This is a genomic window from Rathayibacter sp. VKM Ac-2801 (genome assembly GCF_009834245.1).
GTDB lineage: Bacteria > Actinomycetota > Actinomycetes > Actinomycetales > Microbacteriaceae > Rathayibacter.
The window spans coordinates 2,111,106-2,135,567 of sequence record NZ_CP047183.1; the positions used below are offsets into that span (position 1 = coordinate 2,111,106).

The following is a 24,462-nucleotide window of genomic DNA, read 5'->3' on the forward strand; positions in this document are numbered from 1 at the left end:
TGCCGAGCATCCGGAGCCGCCGTCGGCCCCAGCCCCCGACCGAGTCCGCGGCGGGCGGGGGCTCCCGGTGAACGACACGCTCACCGGGATCCTGGACTTCGTCGTCAGCGTCCCCCCGGTCTGGCGGACGCTCCTCGCGGGACTGGCGATCTTCTTCGAGACCACGATCCTGGCGGGCCTCGTCGTGCCCGGCGACACGATCGTGATCGTCAGCGCGACCGGCGTCACCAGCCCGCTCCAGTTCGTCGCGCTGGCCGTCACCGTCGTCATCGGCGCTCTCTGCGGCGAGTCCGTCGGCTTCTACCTCGGCCGCTGGTTCGGGCCGCGGATCCGCGCGTCTCGCCTGGGGCGCCGGCTCGGCGAGAAGAACTGGCTGAAGGCCGAGCGCTACCTCGCGCGGCGCGGCGGGTTCGCGGTGTTCCTCTCGCGCTTCCTGCCGGTGCTGCACTCGCTGATCCCGCTGACGGTGGGGATGAGCGGGATGCGCTACCGGACCTTCATGGCCTGGACGATCCCGGCGTGCGTGCTGTGGTCCTCGGCCTACGTCGGCGTCGGCGCGGCCGCAGCCGGCAGCTACCGGGAGCTGTCCGAGAGCCTGCACGGCGCCGGCTACGTCTTCGTGGGCGTCATCGTCGTCTTCGCCCTGCTCGTGCTCCTCGGGAAGAAGCTCCTGAACAGAGCGGAGGCGCGCCACCTCGACGAGTGACGCGCCTCCGGGCGTGGATCCGGGGAGGATCAGCCGACGAGACCCGCCGACTTCAGCCACTCGCCCGCGATCGCGGACGCGGACTTCTGCTCGTTGACGCTCTCGGAGTTGAGGGCCACGAGGTCATCGGCCGTGAGCTTCGCGCTGACCGCGTTCAGCACCTCGGCCGCGTCGTCCGTGATCTTGCTGGAGACGATCGGCACGACGTTGTCGGCCACGAACAGGCCGTCGGGGTCCTCGAGAGCGACGAGGTCGTTCTTCTGGATGTTCGGGTCGGCCGTGTAGACGTTCGCCAGCTGGATCTGGTCGCTGGTGAGCGCGTCGACGGTGGTCGATCCGCCGCTGTCCTCGATCGCCTGGAAGGTGGTCGTGATGCCGTACTTCGACTGCAGGGTGTCGGGCCCGTAGGGGCGCGTCTGCAGCTCGGAGTTGCCGCCCACCACGATCGGGTCGGTGACGTTCTTGAGCGACGCGATGTCGGTCAGGTCCCACTTGTCGGCGAAGGCCTGGGTGACGGTGTACGAGTTCTGGTCGCTGGCCTCGGCGGCGTCGAGGGCGCGGAGGCCGTCCGGCAGCGCGTCGCCGAGCGCGGAGTACACGTCGTCGGCGGTGGTGGCCGTCGCGTCGGGCTCGAGCGCCTGCAGGAGGCTGCCGTCGTACTCCGGGAAGACGTCGATGGATCCGCTCTCGATCTCGGGCAGGTAGATCTCGCGCTGGCCGATGCGCAGCTGGCGGTCGACGGTGAAGCCGTCGTTCTCCAGGGCCTGCGCGTAGATCTCGGCGAGGATCTCGTTCGAGTAGTAGTCCTGCGAGCCGACCACGATGGTCTCGCTGCCCGCAGTCGCACCCGATCCCTCATCGAGCGGATCGCTCGAGGAACACCCTGCCAGTGCCACGACGGCACCGACCGCGAGTGCGCTGAGCGCGACACGGCCCTTCGTGAAATGTGCTGTGAACATTGCTATTTCCCTTCTTCGATGGGGATTCCCATCACCGCGCGTCGTCGGGGCGACGAGGCGCGGGAACCTGTGCGGCCGGCGGTGCCGGCCAGGCCGAGCACGACTCCGCGCGGCACGGCGAGCCGCTGGAGGAGGGCGAAGAGGACCTCGCTGAGGAGCGTCAGCACGATCACCAGGATCGAGCCGGCGAGCATCTGCGGGTAGTCCCCCGACTTCACTCCGCGGAAGATGTACTGCCCGAGGCCTCCGGCGCCGATGTAGTCGGCGAGCGTGGCGGTCGCGATGATCTGCAGCGCCGCCGAGCGGAGCCCGCCGATGAGCAGGGGCAGGCCCAGGGGGATCTCGACCTTCGTCAGGATCTGCCACTCGGTCATGCCCATCGAGCGCGCCGCGTCGACCGTGCGGCGGTCGACCGCCTCGAGTCCGGAGTACGCGCCGGCGAGCACCGACGGGATCGCGAGCACGACCAGCGCGATCAGCGGAGCGCCGAGGCCGAGCCCCAGGCTCATCGCCGCGAGGACGAGCACGCCCAGCGTCGGCAGAGCGCGCAGGCCGCCCGCGACCGGCACCGCGATGCCCTTGCCGCGCCCGGTGTGCCCGATCAGGTACCCGATCGGGATCGCGATCGCGGCCGCGATGACGAGCACCAGGAGGCTGATGCCGACGTGCTGGGCGACACGGGTCGGGATCGCGTAGACCCCGGTCCAGTGCGCGGGATCGGCGATCCAGGCGAAGGCCTCGGCGATGAGGTTCACGACGTCACCGCCCTCTCGACCGCGACCGGCCTGCGCGAGCGGCGCGTGCGCTCCAGGGCCGTCCAGGGCATGAGGAGCCGGCCGATCAGCACCAGCAGTCCGTCGAGCACCAGCGCGAGCACGATGGTGAGGACGATGCCTGTGACGATCTCACCGGTGATGCCGCGCTGGAAGCCGTCGGTGAAGAGCAGGCCGAGGCTCTGGATCCCGAGCACCGCGCCGACCGTCACCAGGCTGACCGTGCTGACCGTGACCACGCGCAGGCCCGAGAGCAGGACCGGACCCGCCAGCGGGAACTCGACCCGCCAGAAGCGCGCCCAGCCGGAGTAGCCCATCGCGGTCGCCGACTGGCGGACGTCGTCCGAGACCGCGCCCAGCGCGTCCGAGGTGGTGCGCACCATCAGCGCGACGCCGTAGAGGGTGAGGCCCGTGATCACGTTGGCGGTCGAGCGGAGCGGGATGCCCAGCAGGACCGGCAGCAGGATGAACATGGCCAGCGAGGGGATGGCGTAGAGCACGCCGAGCCCCGTCAGCAGGGTGCCGCGGCTCCAGCGGTAGCGGTTCGCGAACCAGCCGAACGGCAGCGAGACGAGGAAGCTGAGCAGGATCGGCGGAACCGACAGGGCCAGGTGCGCCAGCAGGTTCGCGACGATCGCGTCCGTGTTGTTGACGACCCAGTTCACGCGGCGGGGCCGTCCTGTGCGCGCAGCACGCCGGTCGGGCGCCCGTCGCCGTCGACCACGATGCGGGCGCCGTCGCGCTCCTCGATCCGGAGCGAGCGCTTGCCGCGGTCGGCGCCGACGAAGCCGGCGACGAACTCGCTCGCGGGGTTCGCCAGGATCTCGGCGGGCGAGCCCTTCTGCGCGATCCGGCCGCCCTTCTCCAGGATGACGACCTGGTCGCCGAGCAGGAACGCCTCGTCGATGTCGTGGGTGACGAAGACCACGGTCTTGTCGAGCTCGTCCTGGAGACGCAGGGTCTCGCGCTGCAGGTCGGCGCGCACGAGCGGGTCGACCGCTCCGAACGGCTCGTCCATGAGCAGGATGTTCGGGTCGACCGCGAGCCCGCGCGCCACGCCGACGCGCTGCTGCTGGCCGCCGGAGAGCTGGCTGGGGTACCGGGCGGCGAGCGCGCGGTCCAGGCCGACCGTGTCCATCAGCTCGAGCGCGCGGGCGTGCGCCTGCTTCTTGGCGACTCCGTTCAACCGCGGCACGGTCGCGATGTTGTCGATCACCCTGCGGTGCGGCAGGAGGCCGGAGTTCTGCATCACGTAGCCGATGCGGCGGCGGAGCGCGACGGCGGGCAGGGAGGAGATGTCCTCGCCGTCGATCTCGATGGTGCCGGAGGTCGGTTCGATCATCCGGTTGATCATGCGGAGGATCGTGGTCTTCCCGCAGCCGGAGGAGCCGACGAAGACGGTGGTCTGCCGGGAGGGCAGCACGAGCGAGAAGTCGTCGACCGCCCGCGTGCCGTCCGGGTACTGCTTGCTGACGCTGCTGAACTCGATCACGAGGCCGCCCGCCGTCCGGCGGCGTGCGCGCCGATCTGTCCCTGGTCCACGACTGTGCCCGCTCTCGCTCCGCGCGTCCGGCCGTTGCACGGCCCGCGGCCCCGAACGGGGCCAGGCGGCAAGGAAAACATCATTAGCAGCCGCCTGCCAACCCGGACCGCGAAGTGTTGCGGGATGTTCCGGGAGCGACTAGGGCCTTGACAGCCCGGAAAGGTCAGGACTCCTCGACGGCTCCGTAGTGCGAGGTCATGTAGTGGCGCAGCAGCGAGCGGCTCTCGTCGATGAAGCGCTGGTCGCCGTTGGGGTCGATGAGGAACGCGCGCGTGAGCAGCGCGTCCGCGACCTCGATGGTCACCTCGAGGCGGAAGGACAGCTGCGCCCCGCCCGGGAGTCCGTACTCGGACGCGAGGATCTCGGCGAAGCGGCGCGCGAAGAAGCCGGCCTCGAACGCCTCGCCCGCGACCTCGGGGGCGTGGATCGTGTCGACGAAGCGGATGGAGCGGAAGCCCGGCTCGTTGCGGTGCATCTCGCAGAAGGCGTCGATCGCGCAGTCGACCGCGCCCCACCAGTTGCCCGGGTGGGTGTCGCGGATCTCGGTGATGACACGGCGGCGGAAGCGCTCGAGGGCCCGCTCGCGCAGCGCCTGGAGGACGGCGATGCGGTCCGGGAAGTAGCGGTAGACCGTGCCGATCGCGGCTCCCGCGCGCTCGGCGACCATCGCCGTGGTCAGGCGGTCGAAGCCGACCTCGTCCACGACGGCGGCCGCCGCGTCGAGCAGCGAGGCGAGACGAGCGGCGCTGCGCACCTGCACCGGCTCGTTGCGGACCTGGGACGATTCACCGAACGGTCGGTCGACGAGGTTTCCAAGAGGCACGGCGGGCTCCTTCGGTCGTGGTTCCTACAATCGTACGCACGCCGACCATCGGTCGGGGTCGTTTCATCGAAAGTCCCTCGTGTTTCGCGCCCCCGGACGGGCGACGGCTCCGCGGGTCCGATCAACCCGGGAGAAACCATGTGCGGACGCTTCGTCCTCTCGCAGACCACCGCCGATCTGGTGGCGCTCTTCGACATCGACGAGCCGGGCGCCGACCTGCCGGATCCGTCCTGGAACATCGCGCCGACCCAGCGGATCGCCGTGGTCGCGGAGTCGATGAAGGGGGTCGAGGAGGGCAGTCCGCCGCGTCGCCGGCTCGCCGGGGCCCGCTGGGGCCTGGTGCCCCGCTCCGCCGCCGACCCGTCCGCGGGGCCGCCGCTGTTCAATGCGCGGATCGAGTCCGTCGCCGAGAAGCCGTCGTTCCGCGAGTCCTACGCTTCCCGTCGCGCGATCGTGCCCGCCTCGGGCTGGTACGAGTGGCGGGTCGGCGCGGACGGGGCGAAGGCTCCCGTCTACGTCTCGCCGGGCGAGGGCTCGCTCCTCCTCTTCGCCGGCCTCTACGAGTGGTGGCGCTCAGCTCAGCCGGGCGCTCCGTGGCTGCTCTCGGCGACGATCCTCACCCGCCCCTCCGCCGGGCCGCTCGCCGAGGTGCACGAGCGGATGCCGGTGCTGCTGCAGCCGGAGCTGATCGAGGACTGGCTGGATCCGGCGTCCCCCGGGGACGGCGAGCTCCTGCGCGCGGCCGCCGAGGGCGCGGCCGAGCTGGCCGAGGAGCTCGAGGTTCACGGCGTCGGGGCGGCGGTGGGCTCCGTCTCGGCGAACGGCCCCGAGCTGATCGAGCCGACCGGCGCCTGACGATCGCGTGAGAGCGCGATCCGCACTCCGGCATCCGGTCTGACAGACTGGGCGGATGCCGCTGACGCCCGAGAGCAAGCCCCTGAGCGCAGGCAAGGCCGAGGTCATGCACCGCGCCGCCCGCCTCGAGGACCGACTCCACTCCTTCCGGATGAGGCGCGTCAAGCGCAAGGGCTACGTCCCACGGGTCATCCCGTACACCGGCTACGGCTCGACCACGCAGCTGCGGGTCCTGGCCCGCGTCCTCTACACGCGGCCGACCCCTCCCGGAGTCGAGGAGGTCCGCCCCGTCGAGGGCGTGCGCGGCTGGCGGAGCTTCACCAGCGTCTTCGTGAGCGGGGCCGTCGTGACCGTCGAGGCCGACGGGCAGACCCATCAGGTGACGGCCGACCGCGGCGGAGTCGTCGACGCGGACCTCCCGATCACGCTCGAGCCCGGCCGGCACACGATCACCTTCTCGACCGCGGGCTCGAAGCCCGTCGAGGCGCCCGTCTTCATCGTGCGCCCGGAGTCGCGGCTCGGCGTCGTCTCGGACGTCGACGACACGGTGATGGTCACCGCGCTCCCCCGCCCTTTCGTCGCAGCCTGGAACACCTTCGTGCTCGACGAGCACGCCCGGATGCCCACGCCCGGCATGGCGGTCTTCCTCGACCGCTTCGCCCGGCAGTACGAGGGGTCCCCCGTCATCTACCTGTCCACGGGCGCGTGGAACGTCGCCCCGGCGCTCACCCGCTTCCTCTCGCGGCACCTGTACCCGGCCGGAGCGCTCCTCCTGACCGACTGGGGCCCCACCCACGACCGCTGGTTCCGCAGCGGCAAGCAGCACAAGGAGATGAACCTCCGCCGTCTCGCGGCCGAGTTCCCGGACGTGCGCTGGCTGCTCGTCGGAGACGACGGTCAGCACGACGAGGAGATCTACTCCGACTTCGCGGCCGAGCACCCCGACAAGGTCGCGGCGATCGCGATCCGGCAGCTCTCCACCGGCGAGGCGGTGCTCGCGGGCGGCCGGTCCAAGGCCGAGGACCGCTCCGAGACCAGCGGCACGACCTGGGTCTACGCGCCCGACGGCGCCGGCATCTCCGAGCAGCTGACGGAGCTCGGCATCCTCTGATCCGGCACCGGCCCCGGGAACGACGGAGCCGTCCGCTCCCCGGAGGGAGGGACGGCTCCGGTCGATCGGCTCTGACTACGCCTGGTGGGCGGCCTGCAGGTCGAGGGTGATGGTGACCTTCTCGCCGATGAGCACGCCACCGGTCTCGAGGGCCGCGTTGTAGGTCAGACCGAAGTCGGTGCGGTCGATGGTCGCCTTGGCGGTGAGGCCGGCCTTGTAGTTGCCGTAGGGGTCGGTGCCGAAGCCGCCGAACTCCACCTCGAAGGTGACGGGCTTGGTGGTGCCCTTGATGGTGAGCTCGCCGTCGACGAGGAAGTCGTCGCCGTTCGGGCGGACGGCGGTGGAGACGAAGTGGATCTCCGGGTACTGCTCGGCCTCGAAGAAGTCGCCGGTGCGGAGGTGGCCGTCGCGGTTGGGCTCGTTGGTGTTGACGGAGGCGACCTCGGCGGTGGCCTCGACCTTGGAGTCGAGCGGGTTCTCGCCGGTGGTGAACGTGGCGGTGAAGCGCTCGAACTTGCCCTTGACCTTGCTGATCATCAGGTGGCGGACGCTGAACGCGACCTCGCTGTGGGTGGGGTCGATGACCCAGGTGCCGGCCTTGTAGCCGGGGATGGTGACGGTGTCGGTCATGGTTTCTCCTCGAGTGTGACGGTCGTCGCGGGGAGAGCGTCCCCGTCCGATGTATGCAAGCGCATCGACGTCGATCAGTATTCCATGTAGCGACAACTATTTCATCCACGTTCCGTCGAAGGATCGGCGGACGCCCCGTGAACACGCGGTGCCGCACCCCGGACGGGGGCCGGCCCCGCACTCCGGGGCGGTCGTCAGCGGTCGGCGGGGGCCGGGTTGCGGATGCCGAGGAGGGAGACGACGCCGCCGGCGACCAGGAGGGCGGAGGTCGCGACGGCCGCGCGGGAGAAGCCCTCGACGTCGAGCGAGTCGCCGACCACGAGCGAGGTGGCGGCGATGGCGACCAGCCCGGCGATGCGCGAGACCGCGTTGTTCACGGCGGAGCCCACTCCGCTGTGCCCGTCCTCGACCGCGCCGAGGATCGTCGAGGTCAGCGGGGCGACCGTCACCGCGAGGCCGAAGCCGAACAGGAGGATCCCCGGCAGCAGCTGCGTGGCGTAGTCGGCGCCCTCGTCGACGAAGGACAGCAGGAGGAACCCGGCTGCGGCGATCAGCGGTCCGACGCCCATGAAGAGCCTCGGACCGAACCGCGCCGACAGCGACCCGGAGACCTGCGAGAGCAGGAGCAGCAGGATCGTCGGCGGGAGTGTCGCGAGTCCGGCCAGGGTCGCCGAGAAGCCCAGGGTCTGCTGCAGGAACAGGCCCAGCGCGAAGAAGCCGAACGAGAGCGCGCCGTAGACGAACGCCGTCGAGACGTTGCCGACGGTGAAGTTCCGCGACGCGAAGAGCGACAGAGGGAGCATCGGGTGCGCCGCGCGCCGCTCCCACACGACGAACGCGACGAGGGCGGCGACTCCCCCGATCAGGGCGGTCAGCACGAGCGGGTGCTGGATCCCGAGCCGCTCCTGCTCGATCAGCGCGAACACCGGCCCTCCCAGGCCGATCACCCCGAGCACCGCGCCGACGCCGTCGATCGGCACCCGGGTCCCTGAGTCGACCGCGCCGAGCCTACGCAGCAGGACGAGCGTCACCGCGATCGGCAGCAGGTTGAGGGCGAAGACGTACCGCCACGAGCCCGCGTCCACCAGCAGGCCGCCGAGCACGGGCCCGGCGATCGTCGCCGTGCCGGTCCAGGCCGTCCACGCGCCGATGGTCCGGGCCTGCGCTGCGCCGTGGACCGTCGCGATGATGAGGGCGAGCGAGCTGGGCACGAGGATCGCCCCGGCGGCGCCCTGGAGCATCCGCGCCACGATGAGGACCTCGGCGGTGGGGGCCAGCGCGCAGAGGAGCGAGGTGATGCCGAAGCCGATCAGGCCGATGGTCATGCTGCGGGCCCGGCCGATGCGGTCGGCGAGCGAGCCGGCCACGAGGATCAGCGCGCCGAGCGTGATCAGGTACCCGTCGACCACCCACTGCTGCACCGCGAGCCCGCCGCCGAGCTCGCGGGTGATCGCGGGCAGGGCGACGTTGACGACGGTGCCGTCGAGGAAGGCGACGAAGGAGGCGAGGACGGCCACCACGAGCACCGCGCGGCGGCGCTTCTCGGCGGGGTCGGCGGAGGCGGTCATGCTCGGGCTCTGCTCACCCGCTCACCGTACCGGCGACCACCGCTCCCGGGGCCCGGAGGACGGGCATCCGCGCCCCGGAGCGCGGCCGCACGACGGATCCAGACTCGTCGCCTACTCTCGTAGCCATGTCTGCGCAAGGAACCGCCCGCGGCGGCGTGCTCGCCCGGGTCCTCGGGATCGTCGGAGCCAGCCTCGCCGGGGGCCTGCTGATCACGGTCGGAGTCACTCCCGCCCTCGCCGTCACCGGTCTCGCCGAGAACAACCCGATCGGGCTGTTCGAGACGGTGCCCGAGTACCTCGAGCTCGGCCAGCTGGCCCAGAAGACCGAGATCTACGCGAAGCGCACCGACGGCTCGGACGAGCTGCTCGCCTCCTTCTACGCGCAGAACCGCGAGGAGGTCGCCTTCGACCAGGTCAGCCAGTCCGTCAAGGACGCGGCGGTCTCGACCGAGGACCCGCGCTTCTACGACCACGGCGGCGTCGACCTGCAGGGCACGATCCGCGCGGTGCTCAGCAACATCGTCGGCGGGGACCTCCAGGGCGGCTCCTCGATCACCCAGCAGTACGTCAAGAACGTCCTCGTGCAGAAGGCGGAGTCGCTGAGCGCGACCGACGAGGCCGCCTCGGAGGCCGCCTACGAGGAGGCGACCGCGACCACTCCGAGCCGCAAGCTCAAGGAGATGAAGCTCGCCGTCGACCTCGAGAAGAAGTACAGCAAGGACGACATCCTCCTGGGCTACCTCAACATCGCCGGTTTCGGCGGCCAGGTCTACGGCATCCAGGCGGCGGCCGAGTACTACTTCTCGACCACCGCGGCCGATCTGAGCCTCGCGCAGGCCGCGAGCCTGATCGCCACGGTCAACAACCCCAACGGCCTCAGGATCGACCAGCCCGAGAACATCCCGGACAACAGGGTCCGCCGCGACTACGTCCTCGACCAGATGCTGAAGGAGGGGAAGATCTCGCAGGCCGATCACGACGCCGCCGTCGCGGAGGAGGTCGTCCCCGCCATCACGCAGACGCCCACCGGCTGCCAGACGGCCGGCAACGCGGCCTTCTTCTGCGACTACATCACCCGGGTCGTCCAGAACGACCCGGCGTTCGGCGACGACGCGGACACCCGACTCGCGAACTTCCAGCGCGGCGGCTACAAGATCTACACGACGCTCGACCGCGACCTGCAGGACACCGCGGCCAACGCGACGAACAACGCCGTCCCCAAGGTCCCCACCCTCGACACCAACATCGGCAGCGCGACCGTCTCGATGGAGGTCGGCACCGGCCGGATCCTGGCGATGGTGCAGAACAAGGACTACGACGCGGCCGGCGCTGTGAACGGCGCGAACTTCTCCGCGGTCAACTTCAACACCGACACGGCCTACGGCGGATCCGCCGGGTTCCAGGTCGGATCGACGTACAAGGTCTTCACGCTCGCGCAGTGGCTCGCGAGCGGCCGCACCCTGAACGAGACGATCAACGGCCGCGAGCGCACCTTCTCGGGCTTCCCCGCCAGCTGTGCGCCCGGCGGCGAGCTCGACACCTCCTACGAGGTCAACAACGACGACGGCGAGAACGGCAGCTACAGCGTGCTGACCGGCACGATGCAGTCGATCAACACGGTCTACGTCTCGATGGCGCAGCAGCTCGACCTCTGCGCGATCCGCGACCGCGCGGTCGGCTTCGGAGTGAAGGCGGCCGACGGCGGCGAGGTCGACTACAAGCCGTCCGCCGTCCTCGGCTCGGACACGCTCATCTCGCCGCTTTCGATGGTCACCGCCTTCGCCGGCTTCGCCAACAACGGCACCGCCTGCTCCGCGATCGCCATCGACTCGATCACCGATGCGACCGGCGCCGCGGTCCAGCCGCCGACCTCCACCTGCAACCAGGCCCTCAGCCCGGAGCTGACGGCGGTCGCGAACTACGCCCTGCAGAGGGTCGTCACCGGCGGCACCGCCGCCCAGTCCGACCCGGACGACGGCATCGAGCACATCGGCAAGACGGGCACCACCGACAACGCGGAGTCGACCTGGATGGACGGCGCGAGCTCGCGAGTCGCGACCGTGGTCTGGGTGGGCAACATCGACGGCCACACCTCGATGCGCGAGGTCCGCTTCCCGAACTCCGAGCTCGAGAGCCGGCCCTACGCCTCCAACATCCGCCACTACATCTGGAACTCGGTGATGACCCGCGCCGACCAGAAGTACGGCGGGGACGACTTCGAGGAGCCCAGCAGCGCCCTGCTGAACGGCCGCCAGATCGCGGTGCCGACCGTCTCCGGCCGCTCGGTCGACGACGCCACGGAGGCGCTGGAGGACCTCGGCTTCGACGTCGAGGAGGGGGCGACCATCGACTCGTCGCTCCCCGCCGGAGTGGTGGCGGGCACCGACCCGGCCGCGGGGACGACCGTCGCGCGCTACTCCGACATCGCCCTGCTGATCAGCAACGGCTCGCAGGTCCCTGCCGCCGCCACCGAGGCACCGGCTCCGGCGCCGACCGGCACGGGAGTCCCGGCGACCGAGGCTCCGCCGGCGACGCCCACGGCCACTCCGACAGCGACGCCCACAGCGACTCCGACGGCGGAGGTCGAGGAGTGAGCTTCGACGCGGACTTCCTCGGCGTCCCTGCTGCGGCGCCGTGCCTGAGGGTCGAGCGCCCGGTGCGGCTCCTGCCGTACACGCACTTCGAGGTGCTGCTGGATCCGGAGCGGCGCCTGGCCGTCTCGACGGCCGTGAACATCGACGGCGCGCGCCTGGTCGAGCTCGGCCGCGGCGACGACTGGCACCTCGACGAGCGCATCCCCGCCTCCGAGCAGACCGGGCCGGAGGTGTACGCCCGCAACGACCTCGACCGGGGCCACCTCGTCCGCCGCCGCGACCCCGTCTGGGGCGACCGGGACGAGGCCGCCGCGGCCAACCGCGACAGCTTCTGCTACACGAACGCCGCGCCCCAGGCGAGCGGCTTCAATCAGTCGCAGGAGCTGTGGCTCGGGCTCGAGACGCTGGTTCTCGAGTACGCGCAGACCTGGCGCACGCGCCTGAGCGTCTTCACCGGGCCCGTGCTCGCGGACGACGACCCGGTCTACCGCGGCACGGGCATCCCCCGCCGCTTCTGGAAGATCGCCGCGTGGAGCCCGGACGGATCGACGCTCGCGACCAGCGCCTACCTGCTCGACCAGAGCGAGCTCGTGGAGCGGGTGCGCGAGGGCCTGGTGCCGCTCGGCGGCTTCAGGACGTTCCAGCTGCCCGTCGCCGGCATCGGCGAGCTGACCGGTCTCGACGTGGACCTCCTCGCCGAGGCAGACGTGCTCGGCGGCGCAGGACTCCGGCCGGAGCCGTGGCGCGAGCTCGTGCAGCCGTCCGACGTGGCGAGCGGCCTCCTCCCCCGCTGAGGCCCCTCCGGGGGCAGGATGGGCGGATGAGCACCCCCGTCCTGGTCGAGATCACCTCCGGCGCCGTCGTGCTCCGCGACCCGGAGGGTCCTCTCGTCCGCGTGGACGAGGCGGGCTACCTCCGCGGCGACGGGGTCTTCGAGACCGTCGCGGTCCTCGGCGGACGTCCCCGCGCGCTCGCCGAGCACCTCGAGCGGCTGGCCGGGTCGGCCCGGGCCGTCGGGCTGACGATCCCGGAGGCATCGCTCTGGTCCCGAGCGGTCGAGCTCGCCGTGGCGGAGCACGACCGGGTGGACGACCTGACGATCCGCTTCATCGCCGCCCACGGCTCGGGCGACTCCGCCCGGTGCACCGTCCGCGCGGCTCCGACTCCCGACTCGAGCGCGCTCCGGGAGGAGGGCGCAGCCGTCGTCGTGCTGGACCGCGGGTATGCGAGCGGCCCGCTCGCGCCGTGGCTGCTCCCGGGCGTCAAGACCACCTCGGGCGCCGTCACCCGGGCGGCGCTGCGCGAGGCGGCCACGCGGGGTGCGGACGACGTGGTGTGGCGCACGAGCGACGGGCTGCTCCTCGAGGGGGCGACCTCGAGCCTGGTGCTCCTCGCCGACGGGGTGCTGGCGACGCCGCTCTCGGGCAGCGTGCTCGCCGGCACGACGGTCGAGCGGATCCTCGCGCTGGGCGAGCGCCGCGGTCTCGCGTCCTCGCGCCGCGAGCTGCCCGTCTCGGCGCTCACCGGCGCCGACGCGGCCTGGCTGGTGTCAAGCACCCGGCGGGCGATCCCCGTCCGCTCGGTCGACGGCGCACCGCTCGGGATCGACGCCGGCCTGACGGCGGCGTTCGAGGCGGGTCTGCTCGGCGGCTGACCGCGGCGGCGGCTCGGGATCCGCCGCGCCTCAGGCCGCCGCTGCCAGCGCGCGGGAGGTGTGCGGGCCGACGCCGGCCTCCTCCGCGTCGCCGAGGTCGGCGAGCGTGTCGACGTCCAGGCGCAGCGTCGACGAGCCGGGCAGCACGACGACGGTGCAGCCCGCGTCGCGGTGCCGGGCCAGAGACCCCGGGCCGAACGCCGGAGCGACCAGGGCTCCGGCCGCCAGCAGGAGCGCCGTGGTGCCGCTCCCCTCGCGGTCCGGGACGACGGCGGGGAGCGACCGCGTCGCGAGCGCCTCGGCGAGGTCCGCCGGCAGCAGCGCGGGCAGGTCCCCGGTCAGCACGATCACCGGGGCGTCGGGCCGCCGGTGCAGGGCGGTCGCGGCTCCCCGGGACACGGCGGCGTCGAGGGTCCCCGGGTCGGGCACCACCACCAGCTGCGGATGCTCCGCCCGCGCGCGGTCGGCCGCACCGGCGTCGGACGTGACCAGGAGCAGGCTCGCCACCGGCTCGGCGGCGGCCACGGCGGCGAGCGTGTCCAGGAGGAACGCCTCGGCCAGCGCCGCGCGCCCCGGCACGTCGAGGCGCGTCTTCGAGCCGCCGCGGCCCTTGAAGACGACGACCGCGCTCCAGCCGGTCACGCGCGCTCCTCGCTCGCGGCGGCCCCGGCCGCGAAGCCCTCGGCGTAGGCCTCGTCAGCGCCGAGGCGGAACATGTCGTCGGGACCCGTGCGGGTCAACGTGCGGGCGCCCGGGCTCTCGACCCCCGTCACCAGGCGGGCGAGTCCCCGGACGACGGCGACGGGTCGTCCGCTCGCCTTGCCCTTCACCAGATCGCCGAGTGCGGCGATCTCGTCCGCCACGGCCGGCATGGTCACTCCGAGCGTGCGCCCCAGGGCGTCGACACCGCCGCGGAGGTCGTCGATCACGAGGACGCCCGCGGCTCCGATGGCCGCGTCGGTCTGCCCGACGCGCCAGGCGCGGCCCAGGGTGTCGCTGACGAGCACGCCGACCTCCACGCCGAGCCGCTCCCGGAGGCCCGCACAGAGGGCCCGCGCTGAGGCGTCGGGGTCGACGGGGAGGAGGAGGACCGTCCCCTCCGCGACGTTGCTGGCGTCGACTCCAGCCGCCGCCTGCACGATCCCGAGGCGGTTCTCCACGATGCGGGTGACGCCGGAGCCGTGCGCCCGGGTGGCGACGACGCGGACGGTCTCGGCCGTGATCGCGTCCTCGCGGTCGGCGGCGGCGACGACGCGCCCCTCCGCCTTCGAGACGACCTTGCTCGTGACGACGAGGATGTCGCCGTCCGCGGGCCGGTCCTCCTCGGCGGCGGCGGCGACGGCAGCGAGGATCAGCTCGAGCAGGTCGTCACCGGGTGTCACCTCCGGGATGCCGTCGAGGGCCCAGGCCTGCACGCGCGTCTCGCTCACCGGTCCATTCTCCCGGCTGCCGCGGGCGCACGGGTCCACGGCTCCGAGATCGCCCGGGTGGACGATCGGCGGCGCCTCAGCCGGCGGCGAGGTACGCGGCGACCGCGGGCGGCACGTAGGGGGCCACGTCGCCGCCGAGGGAGGAGACCTGCCGCACCAGCGAGCTCGACACGTGGGCGTGCGCCGGATCGGGCAGGAGGAACACCGTCTCGACGTGCGCGAGGTTGCGGTTCACGATCGCCATGGGGGTCTCGTACGCCACGTCGACCTGCGAGCGGATGCCCTTCACCAGGATGCTCGCGCCGACGTCGGTGCAGTAGTCGATGAGCAGGCCCATGCTCCAGGAGGCGACGACGATCCGCCCCTCGACCCCCGCCTCCACGATCGACTGCTCGATGAGCGAGACGCGCTGGGCGATCGGCAGCAGCGCCGTCTTGGCGGGGTTGTGCACCACCACCACGTGCAGCTCGTCGACCAGGCGCGCGGCCCGCTCGATCACGTCGAGATGCCCCAGGGTCACGGGGTCGAAGGAGCCGGGGACGACGGCGATGCGGGCCATGCCGACAGAGTAGCGGGCGCGCACCGCCTAGCTCTTGGCGAGGAACTCCCGGTCGCGGTCCTGCACGCGGCGCTCGAGCGCGGCCCGCAGCCGGTCGTGCGCGGCGAGGGACGGGTCCTCCGCCAGGAGGCGCTCGGCCAGCGCCCGCGCCTCCACGATCACGTCGGCGTCCTGCACCACCCGCAGCAGGCGGAGCGACGAGCGGCCGCCGGACTGCGAGTCGCCCAGCACGTCGCCCTCGCGGCGCAGCTCCAGATCGACCTCGGCGAGCGCGAAGCCGTCGAGCGTCGCGGCGACCGCCTCCACCCGCTCGCGCGCGACCGTCCCCGCCTCCGCCGCCGTCACGAACAGGCACACCCCCGCGACGCCGCCGCGCCCGATGCGCCCGCGGAGCTGGTGCAGCTGCGAGACCCCGAACCGCTCGGCGTCCAGCACGACCATCATCGAGGCGTTCGGCACGTCCACGCCGACCTCGATGACCGTCGTCGACACCAGCACGTCGATCTCCCCCGCGGCGAAGGAGCGCATCACGGCGTCCTTCTCCTCCGTCGTCATCCGCCCGTGCAGCGCGGCCGACCGCCGCTTCCCGAGCAGCGGATGCGCGCGCACGCCCTCCAGCGTCGCCGCGACGGTCGTGAGCGGCGCGGCGGCGTCCTCCTCGGGCGGCTGCGCTCCCTCGGCGGGCTCCCCCGGCTCGATCGCCGGGCAGACGAGGTAGACCTGGTGACCCGAGCGGATCTCCTCCTCGGCCCGCTCCCACGCCCGCGCGATCCACGCGGGATGGTCGGCGAGCGGCACCACGTGGCTCGTGATGCCGGGGCGCCCCGCGGGCAGCTCGCGGATGGTCGAGGTGTCGAGATCGCCGAAGACCGTCATGGCGACGGTCCGCGGGATGGGCGTGGCCGTCAGCACGAGCACGTGCGGCGGGGTGGCGCCCTTCCGGCGCAGGGCGTCGCGCTGGTCGACGCCGAAGCGGTGCTGCTCGTCGATCACGACGAGGCCCAGATCGTAGAAGGAGACCGCGTCGCCGAGGAGGGCGTGCGTGCCGACGACGATCTTCGCCGTGCCCGAGACGATCCGGAGGAGGGCCGCGCGACGCTGCGCCGCTCCCAGCCCGCCGGTGAGGAGGGTCGGCACCAGCTCGGCCGCGAGCTCCGGACCGAGGGTCCTCGCGATCGAGCGGAGGTGCTGCCCGGCGAGCACCTCGGTGGGTGCGAGCAGCGCCGCCTGCCCGCCGCTCTCGGCCGTCGCGAGCATCGCCCGGAGCGCGACGTGGGTCTTGCCGGAGCCGACCTCGCCCTGCACCAGCCGGGTCATCGGGCTCTCGGCGGCCAGGTCGGCGGCGATCTCGTGCCCCACCGCGGTCTGGTCGCCGGTGAGGGCGAAGGGCAGCGCCGCGTCGAAGCGCTCGAGCAGCCCCCCGGGGCCGGGCACGCGAGCGGTCGCGGGACTGCTTCGCGCAGACGCCCGGCGCTCGAGCAGGGCGAGCTGCAGGAGGAACGCCTCGTGGAAGCGCAGCGTCTCGCGCGCCTGCGCCTCCTCGCCCTCGCGCTGCGGCCGGTGGATCAGCTCCAGCGCCTCGCCGAGACCCAGCAGTGAGCGGCCGGCGCGCACCTGCTCGGGCATCGGGTCCGGCACGTCGCGCAGGCCGTCCAGCAGCACGCCGATCGCGGCCTGGAGCTGCCAGCTCGAGATCGCGCTGGTCGCCGGGTAGATCGGGATCGGCCGCTCGGCCCAGTCCTTCGCGAGCTCGCCGCCTCCCGTCTCCGTCGCGGCGGCCTCCTCGTCGTCGAACAGGCGGTAGTCGGGATGGGTGAGCTGAGGGGTGTCGCGGAACATCGAGACCGTGCCCGCGAAGATCCCGCGCACGCCGCGGTGGAGCTTCGCCGCGCGCCAGGGCTGTCCGAAGAACGTCAGCGAGAGCGTGCCCGAGCCGTCCGAGATGACGACCTCGAGCAGGTTGCCGCGCCGGTTGCGCATCGGGCGCTCGCGCACCTCGCGCACCTCCGCCACGATCGTCACGCTCTCGCCCACGGGGAGGCGCGAGAGGGCCGTCAGCTCGCCCCGCTTCGCGTAGCGGCGCGGGTAGTGGCCCAGGAGCTCGCCGACCGTGCGGTACCCGAAGGCCTTCTCGACCGCGCTCGCCGTGCGCGGCCCGATCAGCGGCGCGAGCGAGGCGTCGAGGGGGTCCGGGATCACCTAGCGATCATAGGTCGGACCTCGGACGCGCGAGCCGGGCGACCGGGTCCAGCGCCGAGCGGGGGACGACCGACGCGAGCAGCCGCCGACCGGCACCCGCGGAGCCGCGGAGCGCGGCGGCCACGGCGGTCGCGTCGTCCCACGCCTCCGACTCGCTCGCGGACGGCGAGTAGCGCCGGCGCTCGACGCGCTCCCGGAGCCCCTGCAGACGTGCCGCCGCTCCGGGTTCGAGGGCGGGAGCCATGCGGGCCTCCTGCGCGCGGGGCGACTCCGTGTCCTCCACGGGAACGCCCAGATCGCGGGCGGTCGCCAGCAGCTCGGCCCAGGCGGCCTCGACGGAGCCGGAGCGGGCGGACCGGCGGCGCAGCGCGCGCTGGACGGCGCGCATCAGCCAGGGCACGAGCACGAGCAGCAGGAGGAGCACCCAGAGCGTCGCCGCAGGAGCCGCCGTGGTGCTCGAGGCGCCGACGGCACCGGGGGTCGGCGTGGCCGAGGCGGCGGTCGGAGTGGGCGTCGCAGCGGGAGCGCTGGTCGCGCCGGGCGCGGTGGTCGCGGTCGAGCCCGGGGCGGTGGGTCCCGAGGACGCCGTCGCGCTCGGCAGGGTGTACGAGGCCGGGGCCCCGCGGCTGGGCGTCGGCTCGAAGGGCAGCCAGCCGACCCCCTCGAAGTACAGCTCCGGCCAGGCGTGCAGGTCGGAGGAGAGGACGCGGTAGGTGGTCAGGTCGCTGCCGCCGGAGGGCACGACGGAGCCGGGCTGGTAGCCGATGGCGAGCCGCGACGGGATCCCGAGCTCGCGCGCCATCACCGCCATCGCCGAGGCGAAGTGGACGCAGTAGCCCTCCTTCGTCGTCAGGAACGCCGAGAGCACGCCGACTCCGTCGCCGTCGTAGCCCTCCTCCGCCGGGGTGTCCTCGGAGTAGCGGAACTCGGACGAGCGGAAGTACGTCTGCAGCGCACGCGCCCGGTCGTAGGCGGTCGGAGCCTCCGCCGTGACCTCCTCGGCCGTGGTGCGGACGATCTCGGGCACGTCGTCGGGCAGCGAGAGGTAGCGGTCGACGCCGGACGGCGCGGGAGCGGCCAGCAGCTGCTGCGGGTCGGGCTCGAGCCGCAGCGCCTGCACCTGGTAGTCGTCGCCGGAGCGGGTCGTCGCGTCGCCGCGGATCGAGCCGTCCTGCACGTCCTGGAGCCAGCCGTCGCCGACGCCCGTCAGCGACGAGACCGGATACGGCACCGGGAGCCACTGGCTCCGCAGCGTCTCCACCGAGACGTCGACCTCCTCCGCCTCGCGCGGCACTCTCTCGGAGAGCCCCTCGGGCGCGATCGGCGCGTCGATCGGAGCGGTCTGCTCCGTCTCGCTCGGCGCCCAGTCGTCGCCGTCGAAGTCGGAGACGGTCAGCACGCGGAGGTAGACGGGCAGGTCCGAGTCGGTGGCGTAGCGCAGCACGGTCACGGGGTTCGGGCGGCGCAGGTCCGCGCCGAGGGCGACCACCGGGTCGATCGCCCCGTTGAAGAGGCTGCCGGAGACGCCCGAGGGGGCGCTGGTGCGCGCGTAGCCGGCCGCCGATCCGGCGACGACTCCCGCGCCCAGGACGACCACGGTCACGGCCGCGAACGCGGGCAGCACGGCCGAGGCCGCGCTCGGGCCGCTCGGGCGGCGGGGGGCGGCTGTGGCGGCGAGCACGCCCGCGTAGGCGAGCGCTGTCACGACGAGGCTCGCCCAGGACACCTCGGAGGGGTCCACGATCGCCGGCACGGCGAGCAGCGCCGCGGGGAACAGCCCCGCCAGCGCGGGGAGACGGACGGAGAAGGCGAACAGGTCCGCCGCCCAGGCGAGCACGACCACCCCGCCGATCAGGAGGAACGAGATGCCGTCGTCGGCGACGGCCGGGAGCCCCTGCTGGGCGATGGACTGGAAGCCGCCCTGCGCGAGCGCCTCCGCCTGAGCGACGGCGCCGGGAGTGGGGATCACGAACAGCAGTGCCCGACCGGGCACGAACATCGCGGTCAGCACGCCGACCACGGTCAGCGTGCCGAGGATCGGCGGGACGACGGGATGCACGCGCAGAGCCCGGGCGGCGGCCGGGACGCCGAGGACCACGGCGACGGCGCTCGCGAGGAGCACCAGCCAGTCGACGCCGACGAGGAGCCGGCCGATCCCGGCGGCCGCGGCCGTGATCGCGAGGAAGAGCAGACCGCTCAGAGGAGCCGACCCGGCGCGCGGATCGCTCTCGGCGCGGCGGCTCACGCCACCACCCGCAGGGCGAGGGCCTGCGCCCACGCCTCCTCGACGGAGGCGCTCGGGTCGACGGACACGGCGTACCATCCGAGCGAGGCGAGAGCCGCCTCCTCCTCGACAGTGCCGGCGACGACGAAGGCGATCGCGGGGCGCGACTGCGCAGCCAGGGAGCCGAGGTCGTCGAGGTCCGACTCGAGGAGGCGGGTGAGCACGGCGAAGACCGGGCGCACTCCCCCGGTGTCGCGCATGTCGGCCGCGATCCGGGTCACGGCGGCGACCGACTCGCGCGAGGGCGCCAGCTCGGCCAGGCGCAGCAGCACGTCGTGCGCCACTTCGCGCTCGTCCTCCGAGTGCTCCGGCTCGCCGTCCGCACCCGTCTCGACGAGGTGGGTCTCGAAGCCGCGGTCGAGCAGGTGGACCGCGAGAGAGGCCGTCATCGACACCGCCCACTCCAACCGGTCGTCGCCGCGCCGCTCGAGCACGCGCTCGGCCCGGGTCTCGAGGAGGATCCAGGCGTGCGGGTCGGTGTTCTGCTCGTCCTGGCGGACCATGAGCTCGCCGGAGCGGGCGCTCGCCCGCCAGTGCACCCGGCGCATGGCGTCACCCGGGCGGTAGTCGCGCGGGATCACGTCGTCCGTGCCGGCGCCGGCCGTCGCGTGCGCGACCGGGCTCGATCCGCCGGCTCCGTGCGCGTCGAGCACGTCGCTCTGGAGCGGTACGACCCGCGGAGTCACGACGAAGGGCTGCGCCGCCCCCACGACGCTCTCGCGGAGCGCGAGCCCGAGGCCGTCGCCGCGCACCAGGCGCAGCGGGCCGATGCGGTGAATCCCGCGCCGCTCGGCGGGCAGACGGTAGCGGGCGCGCACGCGGCCGCCCGACGGGACGCCCGGGAGCCCGAAGACGCCCTCGGCGACCGGCCGGCCGACGACGACTCCGCGCTCCACGCGCTCGAGCCGGTCGTGGGCGCGGGCTCCGCTGCGGACAGCGCGGCCGCGGTTCTCGAGCAGCACGTCGACCTCCACCACGTCGCCGGCCGCGACGGTCTGTGGAGCGAAGCGGCGCTGCACCCGGAACGACGCCGGTGCCAGGAGCAGGGAGACGAGCGCGCCCACGGGCAGGCCCAGCAGCACCAGGCCGACGAACAGCAGCTCGCGGAACTCCGACAGCGGCGCGATCACCACCCCCGCGACGCCCAGGAGCAGGAGCGCCCAGCCGCGCAGCGTCAGCGCGACGCCGCGGAGCGCGGGCAGGCCGCCGAGACGGGACGACGGCGTCTCGGTCGGGCGGGCCTCAGTCGCCACGGTTGCCGAAAGGGACGGGGGTGGCCGCGACGATGCGCTGCACGATCTCGGTGACCGAGTGCGAGGATCCGGCGCCGGAGCGGCCGGGGAGGCGCGTGGCGGGCAGGAGGCGGTGGCCGAGCACGGGGACGGCGAGCGCGTCCACGTCGTCCGGCACGACGAAGTCGCGGTCGCTGAGGGCGGCGAGCGCCTTCGCGGCGGCGATCAGCTGGAGTGTGGCGCGCGGACTCCCGCCGAGCCGCAGCTCGGGGTCGACGCGGGTGGCCTGCATGATCGCCACCACGTACTCCTGCACGGGCGGTGCGACGTACACGGAGCGCACGTAGGCCATCATCCGCTCGAGCTCGGCGAGGCCGACGACGGGCCGCAGCTCCTCGAGCGGGCTGGCCGAGTCGCGGGTGCGGATCATCTCGAGCTCGGCGCGCTCGTCGGGGTAGCCGAGGGAGAGGCGCGCCATGAAACGGTCGCGCTGAGCCTCGGGCAGCGAGTAGGTGCCCTCCATCTCGACCGGGTTCTGCGTCGCGATCACGGCGAAGGGGCGCGGGAGGAGGTGAGTGGTGCCGTCGACCGAGACCTGGCGCTCCTCCATGCACTCCAGCAGCGCCGACTGCGTCTTGGGCGAGGCCCGGTTGATCTCGTCGCCGATCAGGATGTTCGCGAACACCGGGCCCGGCTTGAACTCGAAGTCGCGGGTCGCCTGGTTGTAGACCGAGACCCCCGTGACGTCGGAGGGGAGCAGGTCGGGCGTGAACTGGATGCGCGCGACACTGCCGCCGACCGAGGCCGCCAGCGACTTCGCCAGGACCGTCTTGCCGGTGCCGGGGACGTCCTCCATCAGGAGGTGCCCGCCGGCGAGGAACACCGTCAGCGCCATCGAGACCTCGGCCGACTTGCCGTCGATCACGCGGGTGAGGTTCCCGAGGACGGCGCCGCAGTGCGCGGTGAACTCCTCGCGGGTCAGGGGCGTCTCGGGTGCCGCTCGGCGGCCGACAGCGGAGCGGGTGTCTTCGAGCGACGTCATAGCTACGGATTCTCGCAGTCCTGACGGGAAAAGGGTCCAGGTTCCGCGAGTTCGCAGTGTGCCGCCAGGCGGGAGCCGCTCGGCCGCCGCAGGACGCCGCGGGCGCGGGAGCCGCCCTATGCTCGGTCCGGTGACCAGGATCATCGCCGGATTCGCCGGCTCGCTCACCCTCCGGGTCCCGCGCGCGGGCACCCGCCCCACCAGCGACCGCGTGCGCGAGGCCGTCTTCTCGGCCCTCGAGGCCCGGGACGCCCTCGACGGCGCGACGGTGGTCGACCTCTACGCCGGCTCCGGCGCCCTCGGGCTCGAGTCGGCCAGCCGCGGAGCGAGCGCGGTCGTCCTCGTCGAGCGCGACCCGAAGGCGGCGCGGACCGCGGGCGAGAACGCGCGGGCGATCGCGACCGCCGCGACCAAGAACAAGCGGCCCGCCCCGCGGATCGAGGTGGTGACCGGCTCGGTCCGCTCGTTCCTCGACGGCTCGCCGGCCCTCAACACGGACACGGTGTTCCTCGATCCGCCCTACGACCTCGGCGAGGACGACCTCGCCGCCGACCTCGCCGGCGTGCTGCCGCTGCTGCGGGAGGACGCGGTGGTCGTCGTGGAGCGGAGCTCCCGCAGCCCGGAGCCGCGCTGGCCCGCGGGCCTGGAGCGGGAGCGGAGGAAGGACTACGGCGAGACCACGATCTGGTGGGCTTCGCCTGCTTCGCCTGCGTCGCCCGTCTCCGAGTAGCGGTCCTCTGCCCCGGTCCGAGCGACCGGCCTCAGCCCGCCGCGCCGTCCCAGCCGAGGTAGGGGTCCCAGCCCCCGCGATCCTCGAGCGCGCGCCCGCCCAGCCGCACCTCCGGCTCGCCGTCGCTGACGACCCCGAGCGGGACGAAGCCCTCCGGCAGCACCGAGGCGGGCGGGAAGCACGCGAGCATCGCGTGGTCCTCGCCGCCTCCCAGCACCAGCGCCCTCGCCAGGTCGAGGTCCACGCCCTCCACCTCCGTGAGCTCGCGTGCGTGCTCGTCGACCGCCGCGGGATCGAGGTCGATCGTCACTCCGCTCGCCCGCGCCATCCGCCGGGCGTCGAGCACCACGCCGTCCGAGACGTCCATCATCGCGGTGGCGGTCCCGCCCGCGGCCTCGCCCGCGGAGATAGGCGCAGTCGGCCGCAGCTGCGCCTCGAGGAGGGACGGATGACGCTCGCGGAGCCGGGCGGCGAGGTCGGCCGACGGCTCCCCGTCCCGCCGCGCCTGCTCGAACAAGAGTCGCAGCCCGAGCCCCGCTCGTCCCAGCGGACCGGCCACGGCGAGCACGTCCCCCGGCCTCGCACCGCTCCTCAGCACCGGCGGCCGTCCGTCGAGTGAGCCGAACGCCGTGATCGAGAGCGTCAGCGTCGCGGAGGCGGACAGGTCTCCCCCGACGACTCCGCATCCCGGCGCCATCGCGGCGCAGCCGGCGGCGAGCCCACCTGCGATCCCCTCCAGCACGTCGACGCCCAGCGACCGGGGTGCCGCCAGCGCGACGACGAGCCCGGTGGGCCGGGCCCCCATCGCCGCGACGTCGGCGAGGTTCGAGGCCGCCGCCTTCCAGCCCAGGTCCGCAGGGCTCGACCAGGCCAGCCGGAAGTCCGGGCCGTGCACCATCATATCCGTGGTCACCACGAAGCGGCCGTCGGGAGCGCGCAGCACCGCGCAGTCGTCTCCGGGCCCGACCAGGGTCTCTGCTCCCGGGCCGCCGAGGCGGGCCAGCACCCTCGCGAGCACCTCGCCCTCGCTGAGCTCGGCCAGGGTGGGACTTCGATCCTCTGCCATGGTTCACACGCTAGCGTTGACGGCGATGTCCCCCCGCCGACTCCGCTCCCCCCTCCTCGCCGCCGCCGCTGTCCTGCTGCTCTCGGGCTGCTCGGCCAGCGTCGCCCTCGAGCCCGCCGCCGACGCGACGAGCACCGGCTGTGCCGAGGTCTCGGTGCGCCTGCCCGACGTGGTCGCGGAGCAGCCCGAGCGCGAGACGAACGCTCAGGGCACCGCCGCCTGGGGCACCCCGGCCGCGGTCATCCTGCACTGCGGAGTCGAGGTTCCCGGCCCCACGACGGACCTCTGCGTGAACGTCAGCGGAGTCGACTGGATCATCGACGAGACGCAGAAGGACGAGGACATCTACACGCTGACCACCTACGGGCGCGATCCCGCCGTGGAGATCACTGTCGACCAGAGCCGCGCGTCCGGATCCTCCGCGGCGCTCGACCTGGCGAACGCCGTCTCCTACATCCCGCAGACCCGTGAGTGCACCGACGTCTCGGACGCCGACACTCTCGACCCCACGGGCACGCCCACCGGCTGATCCTCAGCGGACGGCGACGTCCGCGAGGCCCGTGCAGCGGTGCTCGGCGTCGGCCGGAAGCGCCGACACCGCCGGGACGAGGTCGAGGAGCACCGTGCTGCCGGACGCCCGGTCCCCGTCGACGACCACTTCCGTCGCGGCCCCTCCCCGCGGCCGTCGGTCGAGCATCATCAGG

The 24,462-nt window shown here is 73.2% G+C and carries 24 protein-coding genes; 8 read left to right on the plus strand and 16 right to left on the minus strand.

Annotated features, from left to right (window positions below; all coding sequences use genetic code 11):
• Positions 1-67 precede the first annotated feature (67 nt).
• Positions 68-706 (plus strand): DedA family protein, encoded by a 639-nt coding sequence (locus GSU45_RS09735; RefSeq protein WP_104313315.1) that lies wholly within the window; start codon positions 68-70, stop codon positions 704-706.
• 29 nt (positions 707-735) lie between these two features.
• Here the strand turns inward: GSU45_RS09735 and GSU45_RS09740 are convergent, their stop codons facing one another.
• From GSU45_RS09740 to GSU45_RS09760, 5 genes are all read right to left on the minus strand, one after another.
• The gene (locus GSU45_RS09740) at positions 736-1,665 is read right to left on the minus strand and encodes an ABC transporter substrate-binding protein (protein ID WP_159914558.1); all 930 of its coding nucleotides are present in this window, start codon (positions 1,663-1,665) and stop codon (positions 736-738) included.
• Between the two features lie 2 nt (positions 1,666-1,667).
• Entirely contained in the window at positions 1,668-2,420 is a 753-nt protein-coding gene (locus tag GSU45_RS09745) for an ABC transporter permease (RefSeq protein ID WP_159914560.1), read from the minus strand.
• Positions 2,417-3,103, minus strand: a complete 687-nt coding sequence (locus tag GSU45_RS09750; protein WP_159914562.1) for an ABC transporter permease subunit — start codon at positions 3,101-3,103, stop codon at positions 2,417-2,419. The genes GSU45_RS09745 and GSU45_RS09750 overlap by 4 nt, the downstream gene beginning before the upstream one ends.
• Positions 3,100-3,930, minus strand: coding sequence for an ATP-binding cassette domain-containing protein (locus tag GSU45_RS09755; RefSeq protein WP_159914564.1), 831 nt, complete (start codon positions 3,928-3,930; stop codon positions 3,100-3,102). The genes GSU45_RS09750 and GSU45_RS09755 overlap by 4 nt, the downstream gene beginning before the upstream one ends.
• 214 nt (positions 3,931-4,144) lie before the next feature.
• Positions 4,145-4,804: a TetR family transcriptional regulator gene (locus GSU45_RS09760; RefSeq protein ID WP_104223107.1), complete on the minus strand. Its 660-nt coding sequence runs from the start codon at positions 4,802-4,804 to the stop codon at positions 4,145-4,147.
• A 138-nt stretch (positions 4,805-4,942) separates the two neighbouring features.
• Here GSU45_RS09760 and GSU45_RS09765 point away from each other — a divergent pair, with 138 nt between their 5' ends.
• Entirely contained in the window at positions 4,943-5,659 is a 717-nt protein-coding gene (locus GSU45_RS09765) for an SOS response-associated peptidase (RefSeq protein WP_159914566.1), read from the plus strand.
• A 55-nt stretch (positions 5,660-5,714) separates the two neighbouring features.
• Positions 5,715-6,770 (plus strand): phosphatase domain-containing protein, encoded by a 1,056-nt coding sequence (locus tag GSU45_RS09770; protein ID WP_244248084.1) that lies wholly within the window; start codon positions 5,715-5,717, stop codon positions 6,768-6,770.
• 75 nt (positions 6,771-6,845) lie between these two features.
• Here the strand turns inward: GSU45_RS09770 and GSU45_RS09775 are convergent, their stop codons facing one another.
• Both GSU45_RS09775 and GSU45_RS09780 read right to left on the minus strand, forming a co-directional pair.
• Entirely contained in the window at positions 6,846-7,400 is a 555-nt protein-coding gene (locus tag GSU45_RS09775) for a YceI family protein (protein ID WP_104237910.1), read from the minus strand.
• Positions 7,401-7,594: 194 nt separating this feature from the next.
• Positions 7,595-8,968: a DHA2 family efflux MFS transporter permease subunit gene (locus tag GSU45_RS09780; protein ID WP_159914568.1), complete on the minus strand. Its 1,374-nt coding sequence runs from the start codon at positions 8,966-8,968 to the stop codon at positions 7,595-7,597.
• 125 nt (positions 8,969-9,093) lie between these two features.
• Between GSU45_RS09780 and GSU45_RS09785 the strand changes: the two genes are divergently transcribed.
• From GSU45_RS09785 to GSU45_RS09795, 3 genes are read left to right on the plus strand one after another with little or no spacing between them, the layout of a single operon-like run.
• Positions 9,094-11,562 (plus strand): transglycosylase domain-containing protein, encoded by a 2,469-nt coding sequence (locus GSU45_RS09785; protein WP_159914570.1) that lies wholly within the window; start codon positions 9,094-9,096, stop codon positions 11,560-11,562.
• Positions 11,559-12,356 carry a DNA/RNA non-specific endonuclease gene (locus GSU45_RS09790; RefSeq protein ID WP_244248085.1) on the plus strand — a complete coding sequence of 266 codons (798 nt, stop codon included), beginning with the start codon at positions 11,559-11,561 and terminating at the stop codon, positions 12,354-12,356. The genes GSU45_RS09785 and GSU45_RS09790 overlap by 4 nt, the downstream gene beginning before the upstream one ends.
• A gap of 26 nt (positions 12,357-12,382) precedes the next feature.
• Entirely contained in the window at positions 12,383-13,216 is an 834-nt protein-coding gene (locus tag GSU45_RS09795; RefSeq protein ID WP_159914572.1) for an aminotransferase class IV, read from the plus strand.
• Positions 13,217-13,246: 30 nt separating this feature from the next.
• On the opposite strand, the gene cofC is transcribed toward GSU45_RS09795, so the two are convergent.
• The 7 genes from cofC to GSU45_RS09830 all read right to left on the minus strand — a co-directional run bounded on the left by cofC (position 13,247) and on the right by GSU45_RS09830 (position 21,962).
• Positions 13,247-13,858, minus strand: coding sequence for a 2-phospho-L-lactate guanylyltransferase (gene cofC, locus GSU45_RS09800; RefSeq protein WP_159914574.1), 612 nt, complete (start codon positions 13,856-13,858; stop codon positions 13,247-13,249).
• Positions 13,855-14,646, minus strand: coding sequence for a coenzyme F420-0:L-glutamate ligase (gene cofE, locus GSU45_RS09805; protein WP_208543421.1), 792 nt, complete (start codon positions 14,644-14,646; stop codon positions 13,855-13,857). Before cofE ends, cofC begins: the two co-directional genes overlap by 4 nt.
• A gap of 76 nt (positions 14,647-14,722) precedes the next feature.
• The gene (coaD, locus tag GSU45_RS09810; protein WP_159914576.1) at positions 14,723-15,205 is read right to left on the minus strand and encodes a pantetheine-phosphate adenylyltransferase; all 483 of its coding nucleotides are present in this window, start codon (positions 15,203-15,205) and stop codon (positions 14,723-14,725) included.
• 27 nt (positions 15,206-15,232) lie between these two features.
• Positions 15,233-17,401: an ATP-dependent DNA helicase RecG gene (locus tag GSU45_RS09815; protein WP_159917041.1), complete on the minus strand. Its 2,169-nt coding sequence runs from the start codon at positions 17,399-17,401 to the stop codon at positions 15,233-15,235.
• 10 nt (positions 17,402-17,411) lie between these two features.
• The gene (locus GSU45_RS09820) at positions 17,412-19,649 is read right to left on the minus strand and encodes a DUF3488 and transglutaminase-like domain-containing protein (RefSeq protein WP_159914578.1); all 2,238 of its coding nucleotides are present in this window, start codon (positions 19,647-19,649) and stop codon (positions 17,412-17,414) included.
• Positions 19,646-20,941: a DUF58 domain-containing protein gene (locus GSU45_RS09825; protein WP_159914580.1), complete on the minus strand. Its 1,296-nt coding sequence runs from the start codon at positions 20,939-20,941 to the stop codon at positions 19,646-19,648. The genes GSU45_RS09820 and GSU45_RS09825 overlap by 4 nt, the downstream gene beginning before the upstream one ends.
• Positions 20,931-21,962, minus strand: a complete 1,032-nt coding sequence (locus GSU45_RS09830) for a MoxR family ATPase (protein ID WP_104225624.1) — start codon at positions 21,960-21,962, stop codon at positions 20,931-20,933. Before GSU45_RS09830 ends, GSU45_RS09825 begins: the two co-directional genes overlap by 11 nt.
• Positions 21,963-22,092: 130 nt before the next feature.
• Here GSU45_RS09830 and GSU45_RS09835 point away from each other — a divergent pair, with 130 nt between their 5' ends.
• Positions 22,093-22,692, plus strand: coding sequence for an RsmD family RNA methyltransferase (locus GSU45_RS09835; protein ID WP_159914582.1), 600 nt, complete (start codon positions 22,093-22,095; stop codon positions 22,690-22,692).
• Positions 22,693-22,723: 31 nt separating this feature from the next.
• On the opposite strand, the gene thiL is transcribed toward GSU45_RS09835, so the two are convergent.
• Positions 22,724-23,758, minus strand: coding sequence for a thiamine-phosphate kinase (gene thiL, locus GSU45_RS09840; protein ID WP_159914584.1), 1,035 nt, complete (start codon positions 23,756-23,758; stop codon positions 22,724-22,726).
• Positions 23,759-23,783: 25 nt separating this feature from the next.
• On the opposite strand from thiL, the gene GSU45_RS09845 reads away from it, so the two are divergent.
• Positions 23,784-24,287 carry a DUF3515 family protein gene (locus tag GSU45_RS09845; protein WP_159914586.1) on the plus strand — a complete coding sequence of 168 codons (504 nt, stop codon included), beginning with the start codon at positions 23,784-23,786 and terminating at the stop codon, positions 24,285-24,287.
• 3 nt (positions 24,288-24,290) lie between these two features.
• Here the strand turns inward: GSU45_RS09845 and GSU45_RS09850 are convergent, their stop codons facing one another.
• Positions 24,291-24,458, minus strand: a complete 168-nt coding sequence (locus GSU45_RS09850; protein ID WP_159914588.1) for a hypothetical protein — start codon at positions 24,456-24,458, stop codon at positions 24,291-24,293.
• Between the last annotated feature and the right edge of the window lie 4 nt (positions 24,459-24,462).

Coding starts and splice junctions, on each gene's coding strand:
- GSU45_RS09765 (WP_159914566.1), top strand. CDS start 4,943: ATGTGCGGACGCTTCGTCCTCTCGCAGACCACCGCCGATCTGGTGGCG.
- GSU45_RS09795 (WP_159914572.1), top strand. CDS start 12,383: ATGAGCACCCCCGTCCTGGTCGAGATCACCTCCGGCGCCGTCGTGCTC.
- GSU45_RS09740 (WP_159914558.1), bottom strand. CDS start 1,665: ATGTTCACAGCACATTTCACGAAGGGCCGTGTCGCGCTCAGCGCACTC.
- GSU45_RS09785 (WP_159914570.1), top strand. CDS start 9,094: ATGTCTGCGCAAGGAACCGCCCGCGGCGGCGTGCTCGCCCGGGTCCTC.
- GSU45_RS09845 (WP_159914586.1), top strand. CDS start 23,784: ATGTCCCCCCGCCGACTCCGCTCCCCCCTCCTCGCCGCCGCCGCTGTC.
- GSU45_RS09780 (WP_159914568.1), bottom strand. CDS start 8,968: ATGACCGCCTCCGCCGACCCCGCCGAGAAGCGCCGCCGCGCGGTGCTC.
- thiL (WP_159914584.1), bottom strand. CDS start 23,758: ATGGCAGAGGATCGAAGTCCCACCCTGGCCGAGCTCAGCGAGGGCGAG.
- GSU45_RS09850 (WP_159914588.1), bottom strand. CDS start 24,458: ATGATGCTCGACCGACGGCCGCGGGGAGGGGCCGCGACGGAAGTGGTC.
- GSU45_RS09775 (WP_104237910.1), bottom strand. CDS start 7,400: ATGACCGACACCGTCACCATCCCCGGCTACAAGGCCGGCACCTGGGTC.
- coaD (WP_159914576.1), bottom strand. CDS start 15,205: ATGGCCCGCATCGCCGTCGTCCCCGGCTCCTTCGACCCCGTGACCCTG.
- GSU45_RS09770 (WP_244248084.1), top strand. CDS start 5,715: ATGCCGCTGACGCCCGAGAGCAAGCCCCTGAGCGCAGGCAAGGCCGAG.
- GSU45_RS09830 (WP_104225624.1), bottom strand. CDS start 21,962: ATGACGTCGCTCGAAGACACCCGCTCCGCTGTCGGCCGCCGAGCGGCA.